The organism is Achromobacter sp. RTa (assembly GCF_000757485.1).
In the GTDB taxonomy this organism is placed as follows: Bacteria; Pseudomonadota; Gammaproteobacteria; order Burkholderiales; family Burkholderiaceae_B; genus Achromobacter.
Genome location: NZ_JPYO01000045.1, coordinates 500358 through 517485 on the forward strand (window position 1 = coordinate 500358; position 17128 = coordinate 517485).

Here is a 17128-nt window from a genome sequence, read left to right on the forward strand (position 1 = left end):
GTCAATGGAAGTTGCGGCTGTGCGTGGCCAGGCCTCCCAGCAGGCCGGACAGGTCCACCAGCCGCTGCGCGATCAGGTGGCGCACGCCGTCCACGCTTTGCCAGGAGCCGTAGACGCCGAGCAACGCGGCTCCCAGCAGTTCGCGCCGCTGACGCTCTATCAGCTCCGGACGCACGACCACGTTGACGGGGCCGGTCTCGTCTTCCAACGTCACGAAGATCACCCCTTTTGAGGTTTGCGGGCGCTGGCGCACGGTGACGATGCCGCAGGCGCGCGCCACGCGCTTGTCGGGGTAGCCGTTGAGGACCGATGCGGGCTGGAAGTTGCGGGCCGCCAGTTGCGGGCGCAGCAGCGCCACGGGATGGCTGCGCAAGGTCAGCCCCACGCTGCGGTAGTCGGCCGCGACGGCCTGGCTTTCCGAGGGAGCGGAGAGCCGGGGCGTGGCGGTTTCGACGATGGCGGCGTCGCGCAGCAGGTCGCGGCTCTGCACGCTGGCGGCGGCCTCCCAGCTGGCTTGGCGGCGGTGGCCCGCCAGGGTGCGCAGGGCGTCGCCGGCGGCCAGGGCGTTCAGGTCGTGGCGCGTGAGCGCGGCGCGCCGGGCCAGGTCGCCGGTGTCGGCAAAGGGTGACGCGGCGCGCGCGGCCTCGATGCGCCGCGCCGTGTCCTCGCGCATGCCCTGGATCAGGCCCAGCCCCAGCCTGACGGCGGGCCGGGGGGCGTCCGCCGCAGGCGCGTGCGGATGCGCGGCGCGCCGAGCGCCAGGGTGCCCGGCTGGCAGCGTTTCCAGCGCCGAATCCCAGCCGCTGACCGTGACGTCGGGAGGCAGCACGCAGACGCCGTGGCGGCGGGCGTCCTGCACGAGTTGGGCGGGAGCGTAGAAGCCCATGGGCTGGGAGTTGAGCAGGGCGGCCAGGAAGGCTTCGGGCTCGTGCCGCTTGAGCCATGAACTGGAATATGCCAGCAGGGCGAAGCTGGCGGCGTGGCTTTCGGGGAAACCGTATTCGCCGAAGCCCTCGATCTGCCGGAACAGCGCTTCGGCGAATTCCAGCGCATAGCCGTTCTTCAGCAGGCCGCCCACCAGCTTCTCGCGGTATTTGTCCACGCCGCCCTTGCGCTTCCAGGCCGCCATGGAGCGGCGCAACTGGTCGGATTCGCCGGGCGTGAAGCCCGCGGCCACCACGGCGATCTGCATGACCTGTTCCTGGAAGATGGGCACGCCCATGGTGCGGCTGAGCACGCCTTTCACTTGCGGGCTGGGATAGGTTTCGTCTTCCTTGCCCTGGCGGCGGCGCAGGTAGGGGTGGACCATGCCGCCCTGGATGGGGCCGGGCCGCACGATGGCCACCTGCACCACCAGGTCGTAGTATTCACGGGGCCGCAGGCGCGGCAGCATGGTCATCTGCGCGCGCGATTCGATCTGGAACACGCCTATGGTGTCGGCGTCGCAGATCATGTCGTAGGTGGGATCGTCTTCCTTGGGGATGTCCTGCAGGCGCAAGGGCTGGCCGCGGCGCTGGCCGGCCAGTTCCAGGGTGCGGCGCAGCGCCGACAGCATGCCCAGCGCCAGCACGTCCACTTTCAGCAGCCCCAGCGAATCCAGGTCGTCCTTGTCCCATTGCACGACGCTGCGGTCTTCCATGGCGGCGTTCTCGATGGGCACCAGGCGCGAGAGCTTGCCGCGCGAAATCACGAAGCCGCCCGGATGCTGCGACAGGTGACGCGGAAAGCCCATCAGGGTCTGGGCCAGGGCAGCCCATTGGCGCGCCACCTGGGATTCGGGATCCAGCCCGCAGGCGCCCAGCGTGCGCAGCATTTCCTTTTTGCCATCCCACCATTGGTGGGCGCGGGCCACGGCGTCGATGACGCCCGGGTCCACGCCCAGGGCGCGGCCGGTATCGCGCAGCACGCTGCGCGGCCGGTAGGAAATGACCACGGCTGTCAGCGCGGCGCGATCCCGGCCGTATTTATCGTAGATGTACTGGATGACCTCTTCGCGGCGCTGGTGCTCGAAGTCCACGTCGATGTCGGGCGGCTCGTTGCGCTCTTTGCTGATGAAGCGCTCGAACAGGCTGTTGCCGCGCGCCGGATCCACTTCGGTGATGCCCAGGCAGTAGCAGACCGCGGAGTTGGCGGCGGACCCGCGGCCCTGGCACAGGATGCCGACGCTGCGGGCGTGCTGGACGATGTCGTAGACGGTCAGGAAATAGGCCTCGTAGCGCAGCTCGGCGATCAGGGCCAGTTCCTTTTCGATCTGGGCGGCCACCTCGGGCGGAACGCCGGCGGGGAAGCGGCGGTCGGCCCCGGCCTGCGTTTTCTGGGGCAGATAGGTGGCGGGCGTGTGGCCGCGCGGAACGATCTCGTCCGGGTATTCGTAGCGCAATTCCTCCAGCGAGAACGCGCAGCGGCGGGCCACCACCAGCGTCTGGGCCAGAGCATCCGGCGGGTAGAGGCTGGCCAGCCGCATGCGCGTGCGCAGGTGCTGTTCGGCGTTGCCGGCCAGCTCGTAGCCGCATTGGGACACGGGCTGGCGGGTGCGGATGCCGGTCAGCGTGTCGTGCAGCGGCTTGCGCGAGCGCAGGTGCATCTGCACCTGGCCCAGCGCCACGACGGGCAGCCTGGCGGCTTGGGCGGCATGGAGGACCGCGGCGCGGTGCAGGTCGTCGCGGGACCGGTGCAGCAGGGTCAGCCCCACCCAGGCGCGGCGGGGAAAGGCGCGCGCCAGCCAGCGCGCCTGCTCCGCCATGCGGTCGGCGTCGGTGCCGTAGGCGGGGCTCAGGATGGCCAGGCATTCGGGCAGGTGGCGCAGGTGGGCGTAGCCCGCGGGCGGATGGGTGAGGTCTTCGGGGGCCAGCCGGTACTCGCCCTTGGGCGCGCGGGTGCGCGCCAGCGTGATCAGTTCCGACAGGTTGCCGTAGCCTTCGCGGGTCTGCGCCAGCAGGGTCAGGCCCAGCGGCGCGGCGTCGGGCGCGGCGCGCAGCTGGAAGGTGGCGCCGATGAGAAGCGGCAGCTTCAGGGCCTTGGCTTCGACGTGGGCGCGGACCACGCCCGCCAGCGAGCATTCATCGGTGATGGCCAGCGCCGCGTAGCCCAGCGCGGCGGCGTGCGCGACCAGTTCCTCGGGGTGCGAAGCCCCTTGCAGGAAAGAGAAGTTGGACTGGCATTGCAGCTCGGCGTAGCCGGGCAGTGCCAGGGCGGAGGCGCCGGAGAGATCGTCGTCCATATGGCGTGAGCGGGTCCTAGGCGTAGAGTCCGTGCAGGAACCAGCGGGCGTGTTCCGCGTCGCGCTCGCGGTAGATCCAGTAGCGCGCGGCGGCAGCGTCTTCGGCGACGAAGTAGTCGCGCACGGTCAGGGCTGGATCCCACCAGCCGCTTTCGATGCGTTCGGGGCCGCGCATCAGCCGCAGCGCCTGGCCGCCGTATTGCGGGCGATGGCCGGACAGCTTCAGGGGCAGCGGCGGATCCAGCAGCCAGAAGGGCCGGTCCAGCATGGCGGGCAAGGGGACGGGACGGGGTGCGGAAGCCTGCGTGTCGCCCCAGGCGTTGGCGGCCTCGGGGCGGTGGTCGGGAACTGGACAGGCATGGCGCACCTGGCCGCGGCCCAGCCGCGCCACCAGCAGGTCCAGCAGCCTGGCGTGGTCGTCGGCGGTGCCGCCGGGTTCAGGGAACAGGGTGGTGCTGGCCGCGGGCTGCTCCACCGTGTCCGGCGCCAGCAGCGCGACGGCGATCACGGGCGCTTCCAGCGTATAGCGGGCCAGTTTTTCCCGCAGCAGGTTCAGGATCTGCTGCGCCTGCCAGACCGGCTGCGCCAGCGCCAGTTCAAGCTCGGCGGGCGGCCGGGCGTGGCGGCCGCGTTCGTGCTCCATGCTGAGCACCACGCGCCGCACCGCCAGTTGCCGGGCGGCGAGCCAGCCGCTGAGCTGTTCGGCCAGCCGGCGCGCCACCGCCAGCACCGCGTCGGTGTGCTCCATGTAGTCCATGAGTTCGATGCGCCGCGCGAACTGGGGCGGCGGTTCGATCCAGCGGTGGAGTTCGGGCGCGAGGCCGTAGGCGGCGTCCAGGGCCTGCAGCAGTTCGGGCGCGCTGCGCCGTTGCAGGCCGGCGCGAGGCAGGGCGCGCAGGTCCGCCAGGGTATGGCAGCCGATGTCGGTCAGCCAGTCCAGGCGCGCCTGTGCCTGGGGCAGCAGCGCCAGAGGCAGGGCGTCCAGCCGCCGGGTCAGCGTGGGCAGCGCCAGGGTGCGCCGGGGGACGCGCCGGCCTGGGCAGTGAGCGAGCAGCCAGGCGCCCATGGCGGTGGGGGCCATGCCCAGCGTGACGCGCAGGTCCAGCGCGCGCAGCGTGGCGGCCACCCGGCGGCCCAGGGCCCGCGGGCCGCGGAAGAACATCAGGCTGGCGCCGACGTTCAGCAGCACGGTGTCGTCGCCGGCCAGGGCGACTTCGGGCGTGTATTGCAGCAGGGCCAGGGCCGCGCCCTGCAGGGTGTCGGCCTCGGCCTGGGCGTCGCGGGCCAGCAATTCGACCTCGGGCGCGATGGCGGCCGCGCCGGCGCGGCGCATGCCGGGCCTGACGCCGGCCCGGCGGGCGGCGGGAGTGAGGGCGGCGACGCGTTCCTGGTCCAGAACGGCGAACGCCTGCTCCTCATGCGGCCAGTGCGGGCGTATGGCGTCCAGCGGCAGGCAGCGCAGGCAGGCGGCGATCCAGAGGCGCATGGCGGGCGGGTGTTTCAAGGGCGCCGGGCTCCAGGCCCACATACAGCGGCGTGTCGCAGACGGGCCCCCGGCGCTTGAGGATATGGATGGACAAGCCCCCCGGAGCGGGCGCCAGCGCCAGCCGCAACGGGGCGGGGGTGGCGTTCTGCGCGGCCCCGGAAGGACGCACGGCGATGAACAGCAGGTCGCTGGCCTGGGCGGCCAGGTGCAGGCGGCGCAGGGATTCGGGGCGCACGCGGGGCAGCCAGCAGATGAGCGCCCCGCAGCTGCCGTTCTTCAGGATCTGTTCGGCGGCCCACAGCGTGTCGGCGGGTTTTTCGGGGGCGACCCAGAGCAGTTGGCGAGGATCCAGCCGCCAGCTCATCCAGCTGGCGATATGGGGCGCGTGCGGCGGCTGCACCAGCGCGATGGCGCGGCGGGTTTCCAGCTGGGCCAGCGCCGGGCGCAGCAAACGGATTTCCCCGATGCCGGGATGCGGCGCCAGCAGCTCGATCAGCGAGCCCAGCGGCCAGCCGCCATCGGGCAGCTCGGCCGACAGGGCGGCATGGCCGGTGGGCAGGCTGCGGGCGGCGCCCTGGGCCAATTGGGTGGCGCGCCATAGCGCGGGATGGATGCGTTCAGGGGACTGCATGGCGGGCGGGCTAGCCGGTTTCCGAAAAGGCGAATAAGAAAGGCCGAAGCCGAATTATAACTGTATGAATATACAGTATTCGCCAAAAAAACCGGTAGCGCCAGGGGGCGCCGTCCCTTCGTGTCCCGCAGGTGCGGAACCTGCGGAATTCCTCTGAATGAGGGACGGATTCCGCGCCCGTCCCCCAGGCCGTTCAGCGGTTCACCAGGCTCTTGGGCAAGCGGTAGGTCAACACCGCGCCGATCACCGCCACGACGGCGATGAAGTAAATGCCGCCGCTGGTGCTTTGCGTGGAATCCTTGATCAGGCCGATCACGTAGGGGCTGACAAAGCCGCCCAGGCCACCTATGGAATTGATCACGCCGATGGCGGCCGCCATGCCGACGCCGTTCAGGAAGAGGCTGGGCAGCATCCACATCATGGTGGTGGCGGAATAGACGCCCGCCGTCGCCACGGTGAGCGCGACCAGGGAGGCGATCGGCGTGCCGTGCAGCCAGACGCTGGCGACCAGGCCCGCGGCGCCCACCAGGAATGCCCCGATCAGGTGCCAGCGGCGTTCCAGGCGGCGGTCGGAGCTGCGGCCCACCAGGTTCAAGGCGATGGCGGCGGCGCCGAACGGCGCGGCGGAAATCAGCCCGACCTGCAGCACATCCTGGTAGCCCAGGCCGCTGACCAGGGACGGCAGCCAGAACGATACGCCGTAGATGCCGATGGCCTGGCAGATGCACAGCGCCACCATGGTCCACACGCGGCGATCGGCCAGCATGGCGAGGATGGATGAATGATCGCCGCCTTCTTGCGTCTTGCGCCGGGCATCGGCGTCCAGATCGGCCTGCACGCTGCGCTTTTCATCGTCCGAAAGCCACTTGGCGTGCTGGGGGCTGTCGGTCAGGAACCACGGCACGGCCAGCCCCAGCAAAACCGAGGGCAGGCCTTCGATGAGGAACAGCCATTGCCATCCTGCAAAGCCGTGGGCCTGGTCCATGCTTTGCAGAATCCAGCCCGACAGGGGGCCGCCGACGACGCCCGACAGGGGAATGGCGGTCACGAACAGGGCGAGCATCTTGCCGCGGTGGCGGGACGGAAACCAGAACGTGAGGTACAGGATGATGCCGGGATAGAAGCCGGCCTCGGCCACTCCCAGCAGGAACCGCAGGATGTAGAACTGCATCGGCGTTTGCACGAAGGCGAAGCCCATGGAGATCACGCCCCACAGCACCATGATGCGCATGATGGTTTTCTTCGCGCCGATCTTCATCATCAGCACATTGCTGGGAGCTTCGAAGAGCAGGTAGCCGATGAAGAACAGGCCGGCGCCCAGGCCGTAGGCCGCCTCCGTGAACGAGAGATCCTGCAGCATGCGCAGCTTGGCGAAGCCGATGTTCACACGGTCCAGATAGGCAAGCAGATAGCAGACGATGAGAAATGGAAGGATGCGCCGGGCAATCTTGCCGTAGACGGCGGCGCCCGATGATGGAGCGGCTGCGTCGACGAGCGGCGCGGTCAGGATGCGATCGCTCATATGCAAGCCTTCACGATGAAGTGAAACATGGTCATTCCCCTTGTTGATGCATGGCCGGCGGGTAGGCTGTGCTCCCGTCCTTGGTGGGCTGCGCAGCCATTATGCCGCGCCATGATTCACCGGGGTGACTGTGTTTTTTTATCGCCAAGATCAGAAATGGCGATTACTCCGGGCCTTGCCCGTAGGCGTTGGCGGCGAGGTGCGCGCGTGTGCAGATAGACTGTTTCAAATGCGCGTTGGCGCCGGTGAGATAAACGGCGTGGAATGCGAAATCGGGCAGCTTGACGCGCGAATCCAGAATCACCAGGCTACCCGCGTCGAGTTCTTTTTTCACGTTCACGGGCGAGAGCGCGCCGACGCCGTGGCCAGCCTTGACCATGTCCACGATCGTGTGGATGGATGCCATGCCCCATAGCCTGATGTCGGCCAGTTCCAGCGTCTTGCACACATTGACTTCAAGCGCGGCCGAGGTGACGGTGGAAGCGGGGTAGGTGATGACCGGCTGCTGCGAGAACAGCGCGACCTCGTCCTCGGGCGTGTCGCAGGCCCGCGCGAAGCGCGGCGCGGCGATGAAGCGGAACGGATACGAACAGAGCTTTTCCGAACAGGCGTTGGCGTGCTCCAGGGGCTCGGCCATCAAGGCCAGGTCGACGTCCAGGGCAAGCAGTCTGCGCGTGATCTCCGGCGTGGTGTCCACGGACAGATCGATAGTGATATTGGGGAAATCGGTGCTGATGCTTTCGATCAGGTCGGACAGCCAGGTGTACACCAGGGTTTCCGAGACGCCGATGGTGAACTTGCCGCGCATGGCGGTGGGATCCGCGACCGCACTGATCATTTCGTCTTTCAGGCGGAGGATGCGTTCGACGTACGTCAGCAGCATGGATCCGCGCGCGGTCAGCGAAGCGCGCCGGTTGTTCGGATCGAACAGGTTGACGCCCAGCTCCTGTTCCAGCTGCGCGATGCGCGCCGAGACCGCGGGCTGCGTCGTGTGCAGCTTGATGGCGGCCGCGCGGAAACCGCCCGAGCGGGCGACCCAGTAGAACGTCTCGAAGTTGCGTAAATCGCGCATGGGGATCTCGTGGCTGATGATGGGCGGCGGGCAATGACCTTACCGTACATCAGCGGCACGGGAAATCCCCGCGATGCTTCGCTCAGGGGAGCGGTTCCCGTCCTAGAGCACCGACAGATCGGCGATGCGCAGGTCCGTGACCAGCATGTGCGCCGGCGTATGCGTGATGCAGAATTCGAGCTTGGCGGCTTCCACCACCGCTTGCGGCGTGATGCCGCAAGCCCAGAAAACGGGCAGTTCGCCGGCGGGCACGGGCACGGGCGAGCCGTAGTCGGGCAGGTCCAGGTCATGGATGCCGATGCTCTCGGGCAAGCCTATGTGCACGGGTGCGCCATGCACCCCGGGCATGCGCGAAGTGATCTGCACGGCCCGTATGGCGTCCGCGGGCTTGAAAGAGCGCATGGACACCACCATGGGACCGTGGAACGGGCCTGCCGGCACAGTTGGGATCGAGCTGCGGTAGACCGGAACGTCCGTGCCCAGCTCGTGATGGTGCAAGGTGAGGCCGGCGTCCAGCAGCGGGGCCTCGAACGAGAAGGAGCAGCCCAGCAGGAACGCCACCAGGTCGTCGCGCCAATACGGCGTGATGTCGCCGGTCTCGGCCGCGATCCGGCCATCGCGCCAGACGCGGTAGCTGGGAAGGTCGGTGCGGATGTCGATGTCGCGGCCCAGCGCGGGCAGGCGCCAGTCCCCGGGTTCGGAATGGCCGAGTAGGGGGCATGGTTTCGGATTGCGGACGCAGAACCGCAGGAAGTCGTTGGCCTGTGCGGCGGGGAGCACCGCCAGGTTCGCCTGCACGAAGCCCGGCGCCATGCCGGATGTCTGTCCCACGTGCCGGCCGGCGCGTATGAGCTGGCGCGCCTCGTAGCCGCTTTGTCCCGCGTATTTCATCTGGAGCACTCCTGCGTGCGTGTCTGCCAGATGCGATTATGGGTGCGCCCGGGCGGGCGCCGCCAACTGTGATTTTGAATAGGCGCTATCAGCTTTTTTTATCGGCGCCTCGCAGGCCGCTACCGTGCAAGCGCGGACGGAGAAGCGGACGAGGCCGCTTGCGCGCCGGCCTCGCGCCCCAGGTCCAGGCCGTAGAAGCGCATGTCTTCGTAGCGGATCCAGTGCGATTTGCGCACCAGCCGGTGGCCGAGCCACAGGGCGAGGAACAGCGGAATTGCCAGGTAGGTGGAGACGACGCCGATCCAGTCGATGCGCTCTTCCAGGAATGCCTGGTAATTCTGGCCCAGAGTGACCAGCAGGCACAGGACGAAGGCGAGCAGCGGGCCGAAAGGGAACAGGCCAGCCTTGTAGGGCAGGTCGGCGGTGTCGTAGCCGTGCTTCACATAGCCCTGCCGGAAGCGGTAGTGGCTGACCGCGATGCTCAACCATACGATGAACTCGGTCATGCCTGCGAAGTTCAGCAGCCAGATGTAGACCGCCTTCGGACTGTACACCAGGCTGAAGAGGCACAGGCAGGCCAGCAGCGCCGTCGCCAGCAGCGCGAAGAGCGGCACGCCGTTGCGGGTCAGGCGCTTGAAGAGGGCGGGAGCCTGGCCCTCGACCGCCATGTTGAACAGCATCCGCGTCGCGGCGTACATGCCCGAGTTGCCGGCGGACAGCACCGAGGTCAGGATGACCGCGTTCATCACCGTGGCCGCCGACAGCAGCCCCGCATGTTGGAACACCAGGGTGAAGGGGCTGACGGCGATGTCCTCGACTTCGTTGCGCAGCAGCTGCGGGTCGGTATAGGGCAGCAGCAGGCCGATGATCAGGATGGCCAGCACATAGAACAGCAGGATGCGCCAGAACACGTGGTTGATCGCGCGCGGCACGTTGCGCCGCGGATTCTCGGATTCGCCGGCCGCCACGGCCACCAGTTCGGTGCCCTGGAAGGAATAGGCCACCACCATGGCCACGCCGACCCAGGTGGCCGCGTTGCCCACGAAGGGCGCGTCGCCCACCTTCCAGTTTTCCAGGCCCACGGGCACCCCGCCATGGATGATGCCCGCCAGCATCGCCAGCCCGACGCCGATGAAGCACAGCACGGCGGCGACCTTGATGATGGCGAACCAGTACTCGGCCTCGCCGAAGCTGCGCGCCGAAAACGCGTTCAGGCCGAAGGTCAGGGCCAGGAAGGCCACGCTCCATATCCAGCCGGGCGTATCGGGGAACCAATAGGCCATGACCAGTTGCGCGGCCACCACGTCCACCGCCACGACCGTGGCCCAGCTGATCCAGAAATTCCAGCCCAGCGCGAAGCCGAAGCCCTGGTCCACATAGCGCGATGCGTAGGTGCAGAAGGATCCCGATACGGGCATGAAGGTCGCCAGTTCGCCCAGGCTGGTCATGATGAAATAGACCATCAGCCCGATCGCCAGGTAGACCAGCAGGGCGCCGCCCGGCCCGGCCTGGGCGATGGCGGCGCCGGAGGCGACGAACAGGCCGGTGCCGATGGCTCCGCCCAACGCTATCATCGTGAGGTGGCGTGCCTTGAGCACGCGATGCAGCTGGTTCTGGCCGGCAGGCGTGGCGCCGGATTCTGTCGTCGGAGTTTGCATTGCTGGGGTAGGAGGTTGCCGCGGTGGCGGACCATCAGGCACGGGCATGCGGGCCTGCCCGCCAGGCAATGCCGCGCAAGCCAGCCGGTCCGTGGCGGTGCGGCAAAGGTTGCTTCAAGGGGCGCATTTTACAATGCGGCTATTCCGGGGCCGTTTGGCGGTCCCAGCCAGCACGGAGCAGTTTCATGGCGTCTTCCACTTCTATCGAATTCCTTCCCGATGCCGGCGTCGACGTGCGCCAGCTGTTCATCCTGCTGCACGGCGTGGGCGGCACCCCCGGCGACATGGAGCCGCTGGCCCTGGCCGTGCGCGCGGCGTTTCCGACGGCGGCGGTGCTGATCCCCGAAGGCTTCGAGCCCTACGACGGCGGCGGCGCGGGCCGGCAATGGTTCTCGGTGCGCGGCGTGACCGAGGAAAACCGCCCCGAGCGCGTGGCGCAGGCCCTGCCTCCCCTGGAGGCCTATGTGCGCCAGGCGCAGGCCCGGTTCGGCCTGCTGCAATCCGACACGGCGCTGGCGGGGTTCTCCCAAGGCGCCATCATGGCGCTGGAACTGGTCCAGGCGCACGACGGCATGGCCGGCCGCGTCATCGCGTTCTCGGGGCGCTATGCGCAGATGCCCAAGGCCGCGCCGCAGTACACCACGCTGCACCTCCTGCACGGCGCTGCCGACCCGATCATGAGCGTGGAGCACATCCAGGCCGCGCAGGCGCGCCTGACCGAACTGCATGGCGATTCCACCATCGACATCGCCAGCCAGGTGGGCCATGCGCTGCATCCCGCGCTGATCGAGCGCGCCATCCTGCGCCTGCAGACCTGCGTGCCGCTGCGCAGCTGGGAAGCCGCGCTGGGCCTCAATCAGACGCCGCCCGACGGCAGCTCGGTCCATTGATTATTTTTCCCAGCCTCCGCCCAGCGCCAGGAACAGCGCGATCTGGTCGCTGCTGAGTTCGGCCTGCGAGGCCGCCAGCGCGCTTTCGTTGGTGGCCAGCGTGCGCTCGGCGTCCAGCACCGTCAGGTAGTCGGTCTTGCCGTACTTGAACAGCTGGCTGGCCTGGGAGGCGGCCTGGGCGCTCTGGTCGCGCGCGGCGCGCAAGGCGGCTTCGCGGTCAAGCTGGCGGGCGTAGACCACCAGCGCGCTTTCAGTTTCGCGCAAGGCGTTCAGCACGGTCGCGTCGAAACGCGCCGCCGCGGCCTTGGTATTGGCCTGCGCCTGCGCGATGCGGGCCTGCGCGGCGCCGGTATTGGGAACCGTCCAGGAGATCAGGGGGCCGACGCTCCAGCTGAAGGTGCCGCGGTCGCCGAACATGGCGGCGGGGCCGCCCGAGGCGGCGGACAGGCCCAGCGTGATCTTCGGATAGAGATCCGCGGTGGCGACGCCGATGCGCGCGGTGGCGGCGGCCAGGGTGCGTTCGGCCTGGCGGATGTCGGGGCGGCGGCGCAGCAGCTCGGCGCCGTCTCCGACCGGAATCGTTTCGGCCAGGCGGGGAGGCGCGGCGCATTGCAGCAGCGCGGGCGTGATTTCGGCGGGCGTCTGGCCGGTCAGCGCCGCCAGGCGATACAGCGCGGTGCGCTGCTGGGCCTGGAAGGGCGGCAGGTTGGCCTGCAATTGTTCCAGCTGGCTGCGGGCGCGCGTCACGTCCAGCGCGGTGCCGCGGCCGGCGCGCTGCAGCCGTTCCACCGCGTCCAGGGATTCCTTCTGCACTTGCACCGAATGCTGGGCGGAGGCCAGCTGCATGCCGGCGGCACAGATGTTGGCGTAGGCGCGGGCCGTCTCGGCGGCCACGGTGACGCGGGTGGCGTCGTAGGCAGCCTGCGCGGCTTGCGCGTCGCCGGTGGAGGCTTCCACGGCGCGGCGGATCTGGCCGAACAGGTCAAGCTGATAGGACACGCTGGCGCCCGCGGAATAGGACCAGCGGTTGGGCGGATCGATGCCGGGCTGCAACTCCTGCAGGCCGGAGACGTGGCCGAAGGTGGGCGAGGCGTTGACGCCGATGCCGGGCTGCTGCTGCGCCTGGGTTTCGCGCAGGGCGGCCTGCGCGCGTTCGAGGTTGGCGCTGGCCACGCGCAGGTCGGTGTTGGCCGACAGGGCCTTTTCCACCAGCCCGTCCAGCACGGGATCGTTGTACAGGCGCCACCAGCGGCCGGGCACCGCTTCCTGCTGGAACACCTTTTCCTGCGCTTGCGCGAACGGCGCCTGCGCGTTCTGCCGCTCGGCCACCGAGTCCGCGGGCACCTGGTAGTCAGGGCCCACGGTGGTGCATCCGGCCAGCGCAAGGGCCAGCATCAGCGGCAGGAGGTTTCTGGTATTCATGGCAGTTACGGCTAATCGTCGATAAAAGGGTTATTGAGGCTGGAAAAGGGGTTCAGGACGGCAGGCGGGCGTCGGCCGGCGCCTGGGCGGGCTTGGGATCCACCGACACGGTGGCGGTCTGGCCGGCCACCAGGCGCACCCCCTGGGGCACATCGTCGATCTGCACGCGCACCGGAATGCGCTGCGCCAGGCGGACCCAGTTGAAGGTCGGGTTCACGTTCGGCAGCAGGTTCGCGCCAGTGCTGCGGTCGCGGTCGGCGATGCCCATGGCGATGCTTTCCACGTGGCCGCTGATGCGGCGCGAGTCGCCCATCAGCGTCACCGTCACGGGGTCGCCTTCGTGGATGCCGGGCAGCTTGGTTTCCTCGAAGTAGCCTTCCACGTAGAAGGAGCCGGAGTCCACCAGCGCCATCACGCCGCGGCCGGCGGTGGCGTACGAGCCCGCGCGCAGGTCCAGGTTGGTGACCCGGCCGTCATTGGCGGCCAGCACGCGGCTGCGCTCCAGGTTCAGGCGCGCCGTGTTCAGCTGTACTTCCGCTTGCGCCAGCGCGGCTTCGGTCTGCTGCAGCTTGGTCTGGCTTTGTTCCAGCGCTTCGGCGGCCACCAATTGGCCCAGCGAGCGGTTGCGCTTGGCGTCGCGCACAGCCTGGTCGCGCGCCACTTGCGCGGACCGCACCGAAGCCTGGGCCTGGTCGAAGGCCAGCTGGAAGCGCGCGCGGTCGATTTCGAACAGCACGTCGCCGGCCTTCACGTCCTGGTTGTCGTGCACGGGCACGCTGGTCACCAGGCCGGAGACGTCGGGCGCGACCTGCACCACGTAGGCCTTGACGCGGCCGTCGCGCGTCCAGGGTTCGACTTCATAGTGCACCCAGAGCTGCCAGCCGGCGTAGACGGCCGCGGCGACGACGGCGGCTGTCACTGCAAATTTGCCGATGGCGGCAGGGCGCAGGGCGTTGGGGAGTTTCATACCTATCTCTGGAGAAAATGCGGAGAAATGAGGGAGACGCCATACAGCAGCACCACGAACAGCGCGAGATCGAACAGCGCGGGGTGCCACACCAGGCGGTACAGCCCGGCGCGGGCCAGCACGCGGCGCACCGCCCAGGCGACGCCCAGGGTGACCACGCCCAGCACCAGCAGCCAGGGGAAGTAAATGCCATACAGATTGAATTCGCCGATCATGATGTCTGGCCCTCCAGCGTGGGATGGGCGGGTTGGTAGCCGGGCGCGTCGGGGAAGAAGGCGCGGCGGATGCCCACCAGGGCGACCACGGCGCGATCGCGCGCGGCGGCGCCTGGCGGCGTGGCGGCCACGCTGGACAGCGCGCGGTCGATCTGCGCGAGAAACTCGGGCGTCTTCTTTCCGGTTTGCCATGCGGAGCGGGCATGGAAGAAGCCCGCCAGGCTGTCGAGCACCGGTTTGATGGTCGATTCGGCCATGGGCAGGTGGCGGCGCGCCCGTTGCAGTTCAGTGATGTCGCGGCCCACGCGCAGGTCCTTCAGCGCGTCCGCGGCCACGACGTCGTCAGGGCGCTTGGCCAGCGCCAGGCGCGGCTGCAGCAGGCCGATGCGGTCCAGCATGCGGGCGGCGTAGGTGTGGCGCGACGGCGCGCGCGGCGAGCTCGCCAGCGTTTCCAGCTCTTTCCAGTTGGCGGCCTGGATGCGGCGGGCGCTCCAGTCGGCGCTGACGGTGCGGAAGATGGCGGCGATGATGGCCGCGGTGGCCACGCCCATGCACTGCGCGACCTGCGTATCGATGAAGGACACGATGTCGGCGGTGTTGGTGTCTTGCAGCGCCATCGTGCCGAGGAAGCCGAACAGCATCGCCATGGCCTTGCCGGCGCTGGCCGGACGCGCAATGAAGATGCCCAGCACGAAGGCGGTGGGCAGCATCGCCAGGGCCAGCATCTCGAACGAGTGGATGGCGGGCATGATGCCCAGCAGGTACAGCGCGGACAGCGGGATCGAATAGACCGTGTAGGTCAGGAACTGCATGATGCCGGGCACGGGGTTGTCCTGCGAGGCGAAGAAGCAGCTGAAGATGGCGGCCATGAGCGCGGCGGTGGCGCCATTGCTCCAGGCCGTGCCGATCCAGAAGGCGCAGCAGGCGGAAATGGCCACGCCGGCGGCCAGCGCCGACAGCAGCGCCATGCCGCGGTCGCGGTGCAGCCGCGTCTTGGGGGTGCGCTTGGAGCGGGGCGCGCGCAGCGGCGCGCCCTGCAGCCCGGCGCGGATTTCGCGGCGCAGGGCCAGGCATTCGTCGTAGGTGTCGATGAGTTCGCGCAGCCGCGTCATCAGGCTGGCCAGCAGGGCGTCGCGCCAGGTGGAGCGGCTGTCGATGGAGGGCGTCAGCCGGGTGACCGCCGCGCGCAGGTGCACGGCGGCCTCGTGCGTGGCGAGGGCGCCCGTGTTGATCCATTCGGAAATGTCGCGCAGCAGCGCCGACACCGCTTCCGGCAGAGGCTGGCCGTCGGCCTGCAGGGCGCGCATGCGGTCCTCCACGGCGGAGACGGCGGGCGTAAGCGCCGCGATCTGGTCCTGCATGGCGCGCACCGCGCCCGAGGTCCAGCGCAGGTTGCTGGTGTCGAAGGGCACGTGCGTGGACAGCAGGCGCAGCTGCGTGATGTCATTAGCCAGCACGCGGCGGTCGCGGTCTTTTTGTTCGGTAGTCTGGCCGCTGAGCGTGTCGTGCATCCAGTTGCGGGCGTCGCGCACGGCCTTGTCCAGTTGCAGGGTCAGGGCCGGGGCCAGGCCGCGGGGCAGCACGATGCTGTGGATCAGCGTGGCGCAGACGATGCCCAGGCTGATTTCCTCGACGCGCGCGAGGGCGGTGTCGAACACCAGGGAAGGGTCCGTCACGCTGGGAAAGCCGATCATCGCGGCGGTGTAGCCCGCCAGCATGAACAGATACGAGCGCGGCGTGCGGTCCAGCACGGACATGTACAGGCAGGCGCCCACCCACAGCACCATGGCGGCGGTCATCACGACTGGCGAATTCGACAGGCGCGGCACCATGTACACGGTGGCGGCCGAGCCGAAGAAGGTGCCCGTCAGGCGGTACAGCGCTTTGGAGCGCACCGCGCCCGACCAGGGCTGGGCCACGACATAGGCGGTGGTCATGGCCCAGAACGGACGCGGCAACCCGATGTTGTAGGCCAGGTAGAGCGCCATGATGGCGCTCAGGTAGCTCTTCAGCGAGAAGATGGTTTCGCGGACGTTCGGCAGTTTCACGGCTGCTCGTCCTGTTGTTGCGCGCCGGCGCCGCTGCGGCCCAGCGAGACCTTCAAGGTTTCGAAGACGCGCAGGCAGGCTTCCAGGTCCGCTTCGCTGACGCCCCGGAAGAGGCGGCGGCGCAATTCGACCAGCACGTCCTCGACCTGGGCGCGCAGCGCGTGGCCGGCGGCGGTCAGGTGCAGGGTCTTGGCGCGGCGGTCGTGAGGATCTTCGCGGCGTTCCATCAGGCCGGCGGCGACCAATTGGTCCAGCACCCTGACGAGCGAGGGGCCTTCGACCCCCAGCGCTTCGGCCAGGGCGCCCTGGCGGACGCCGTCTCCCAGGCGGCCAGCCAGGATGACGGGCCAGGCCGTGGCCTGGGAAAGGCCGTAGTCGGCCAGGGCCTTGTCGGCGGCGCCGCGATAGGCGCGCGACAACACCATCAGGTTGGCGGTGGTGGCCATGAGTTGGGAGTCGGAAGGCGTGTTCATGGAATAGATTGTATCCTATCTATTAGCTTACTAATAATTGAAAATGGCGAATATCTCCATTGATTTTCTCAATCGGGAAAATAGGGACCGGGCTTTCCACGGATGGAAAGCCGGCGCGGCGGGAGGGGAATGGTCCGGTTTTCAGCGCCCCGGGACTGGCGCGGGCGCGGCGGGCGCGCCCTGGCGGTCAGCCGTTGCAGTCCGCCCAGCAATTGGGCGTTTCGTACAGGCGCACGCGGGTCAGGCGCAGTTCCGCGCCATAGTGGCCGTGATAGTGCGGCGCCAGGATGCCGAAGACGATGGCGGCCAGGTTCTCGGCCGTGGGGATGCGGTCCAGCACCACGGTCTTGTGGCCGGGCAGCGTGTCCAGGAAGGCGCGCACGGCGGCGTCGCCCTCATAGACCAGGAAGGCGTGGTCCCAGACGTCCACGACGTGGGTCTTGGCGATCTGCTTGATTTCGGAGAAGTCCATCAACATGCCATTGTCGGACTCGCCCGGCGCCTGCACGATGTCGCCGGTCAGGGTGATCTCCAGCACGTAGCGGTGGCCGTGCAGGTTGCGGCACTGGCTGCGATGGTCGGGAATGCGGTGGCCGGCGTCGAACTCCAGCCTGCGGGTCACGGAAATCATGG

At 68.7% G+C, this 17128-nt stretch carries 14 protein-coding genes; 1 reads left to right on the forward strand and 13 read right to left on the reverse strand.

Annotated features, from left to right (window positions below; genetic code table 11):
* Position 1: 1 nt before the first annotated feature.
* From JL37_RS26615 to JL37_RS26645, 7 genes are all read right to left on the reverse strand, one after another.
* Complete coding sequence (locus JL37_RS26615; RefSeq protein ID WP_043548010.1) at positions 2-3220, reverse strand: error-prone DNA polymerase; 3219 nt, start codon at positions 3218-3220, stop codon at positions 2-4.
* 16 nt (positions 3221-3236) lie between these two features.
* Positions 3237-4706, reverse strand: a complete 1470-nt coding sequence (locus JL37_RS26620) for a DNA polymerase Y family protein (protein WP_043548011.1) — start codon at positions 4704-4706, stop codon at positions 3237-3239.
* Positions 4636-5337 carry a translesion DNA synthesis-associated protein ImuA gene (imuA, locus tag JL37_RS26625; RefSeq protein ID WP_043548013.1) on the reverse strand — a complete coding sequence of 234 codons (702 nt, stop codon included), beginning with the start codon at positions 5335-5337 and terminating at the stop codon, positions 4636-4638. The genes JL37_RS26620 and imuA overlap by 71 nt, the downstream gene beginning before the upstream one ends.
* A gap of 193 nt (positions 5338-5530) precedes the next feature.
* Positions 5531-6859 carry an MFS transporter gene (locus tag JL37_RS26630; protein WP_081955222.1) on the reverse strand — a complete coding sequence of 443 codons (1329 nt, stop codon included), beginning with the start codon at positions 6857-6859 and terminating at the stop codon, positions 5531-5533.
* A 163-nt stretch (positions 6860-7022) separates the two neighbouring features.
* Positions 7023-7931 carry a LysR family transcriptional regulator gene (locus JL37_RS26635; RefSeq protein ID WP_052097611.1) on the reverse strand — a complete coding sequence of 303 codons (909 nt, stop codon included), beginning with the start codon at positions 7929-7931 and terminating at the stop codon, positions 7023-7025.
* Between the two features lie 102 nt (positions 7932-8033).
* Positions 8034-8822, reverse strand: a complete 789-nt coding sequence (locus JL37_RS26640) for a putative hydro-lyase (protein ID WP_043548014.1) — start codon at positions 8820-8822, stop codon at positions 8034-8036.
* A 119-nt stretch (positions 8823-8941) separates the two neighbouring features.
* A complete protein-coding gene (locus tag JL37_RS26645; protein ID WP_043548016.1) occupies positions 8942-10480 on the reverse strand; it encodes an amino acid permease in 1539 nt (512 codons plus the stop codon).
* 185 nt (positions 10481-10665) lie between these two features.
* Here JL37_RS26645 and ypfH point away from each other — a divergent pair, with 185 nt between their 5' ends.
* Positions 10666-11370 (forward strand): esterase, encoded by a 705-nt coding sequence (gene ypfH / locus JL37_RS26650; RefSeq protein WP_043548017.1) that lies wholly within the window; start codon positions 10666-10668, stop codon positions 11368-11370.
* Here ypfH and JL37_RS26655 read toward each other — a convergent pair whose 3' ends face one another.
* The 6 genes from JL37_RS26655 to queD all read right to left on the reverse strand — a co-directional run bounded on the left by JL37_RS26655 (position 11371) and on the right by queD (position 17126).
* The gene (locus JL37_RS26655; protein WP_043548018.1) at positions 11371-12792 is read right to left on the reverse strand and encodes an efflux transporter outer membrane subunit; all 1422 of its coding nucleotides are present in this window, start codon (positions 12790-12792) and stop codon (positions 11371-11373) included.
* A gap of 52 nt (positions 12793-12844) precedes the next feature.
* A complete protein-coding gene (locus JL37_RS26660) occupies positions 12845-13759 on the reverse strand; it encodes an HlyD family secretion protein (RefSeq protein ID WP_043548019.1) in 915 nt (304 codons plus the stop codon).
* Positions 13760-13761: 2 nt separating this feature from the next.
* The gene (locus JL37_RS26665) at positions 13762-13974 is read right to left on the reverse strand and encodes a DUF1656 domain-containing protein (protein WP_043548020.1); all 213 of its coding nucleotides are present in this window, start codon (positions 13972-13974) and stop codon (positions 13762-13764) included.
* Positions 13971-16022 carry an FUSC family protein gene (locus JL37_RS26670; protein WP_043548021.1) on the reverse strand — a complete coding sequence of 684 codons (2052 nt, stop codon included), beginning with the start codon at positions 16020-16022 and terminating at the stop codon, positions 13971-13973. Before JL37_RS26670 ends, JL37_RS26665 begins: the two co-directional genes overlap by 4 nt.
* Positions 16019-16495: a MarR family winged helix-turn-helix transcriptional regulator gene (locus JL37_RS26675; RefSeq protein ID WP_043548022.1), complete on the reverse strand. Its 477-nt coding sequence runs from the start codon at positions 16493-16495 to the stop codon at positions 16019-16021. Before JL37_RS26675 ends, JL37_RS26670 begins: the two co-directional genes overlap by 4 nt.
* Before the next feature lie 187 nt (positions 16496-16682).
* On the reverse strand, positions 16683-17126 hold the full coding sequence (gene queD, locus JL37_RS26680; RefSeq protein ID WP_043548024.1) for a 6-carboxytetrahydropterin synthase QueD: 444 nt from the start codon (positions 17124-17126) through the stop codon (positions 16683-16685).
* Positions 17127-17128: the final 2 nt, after the last annotated feature.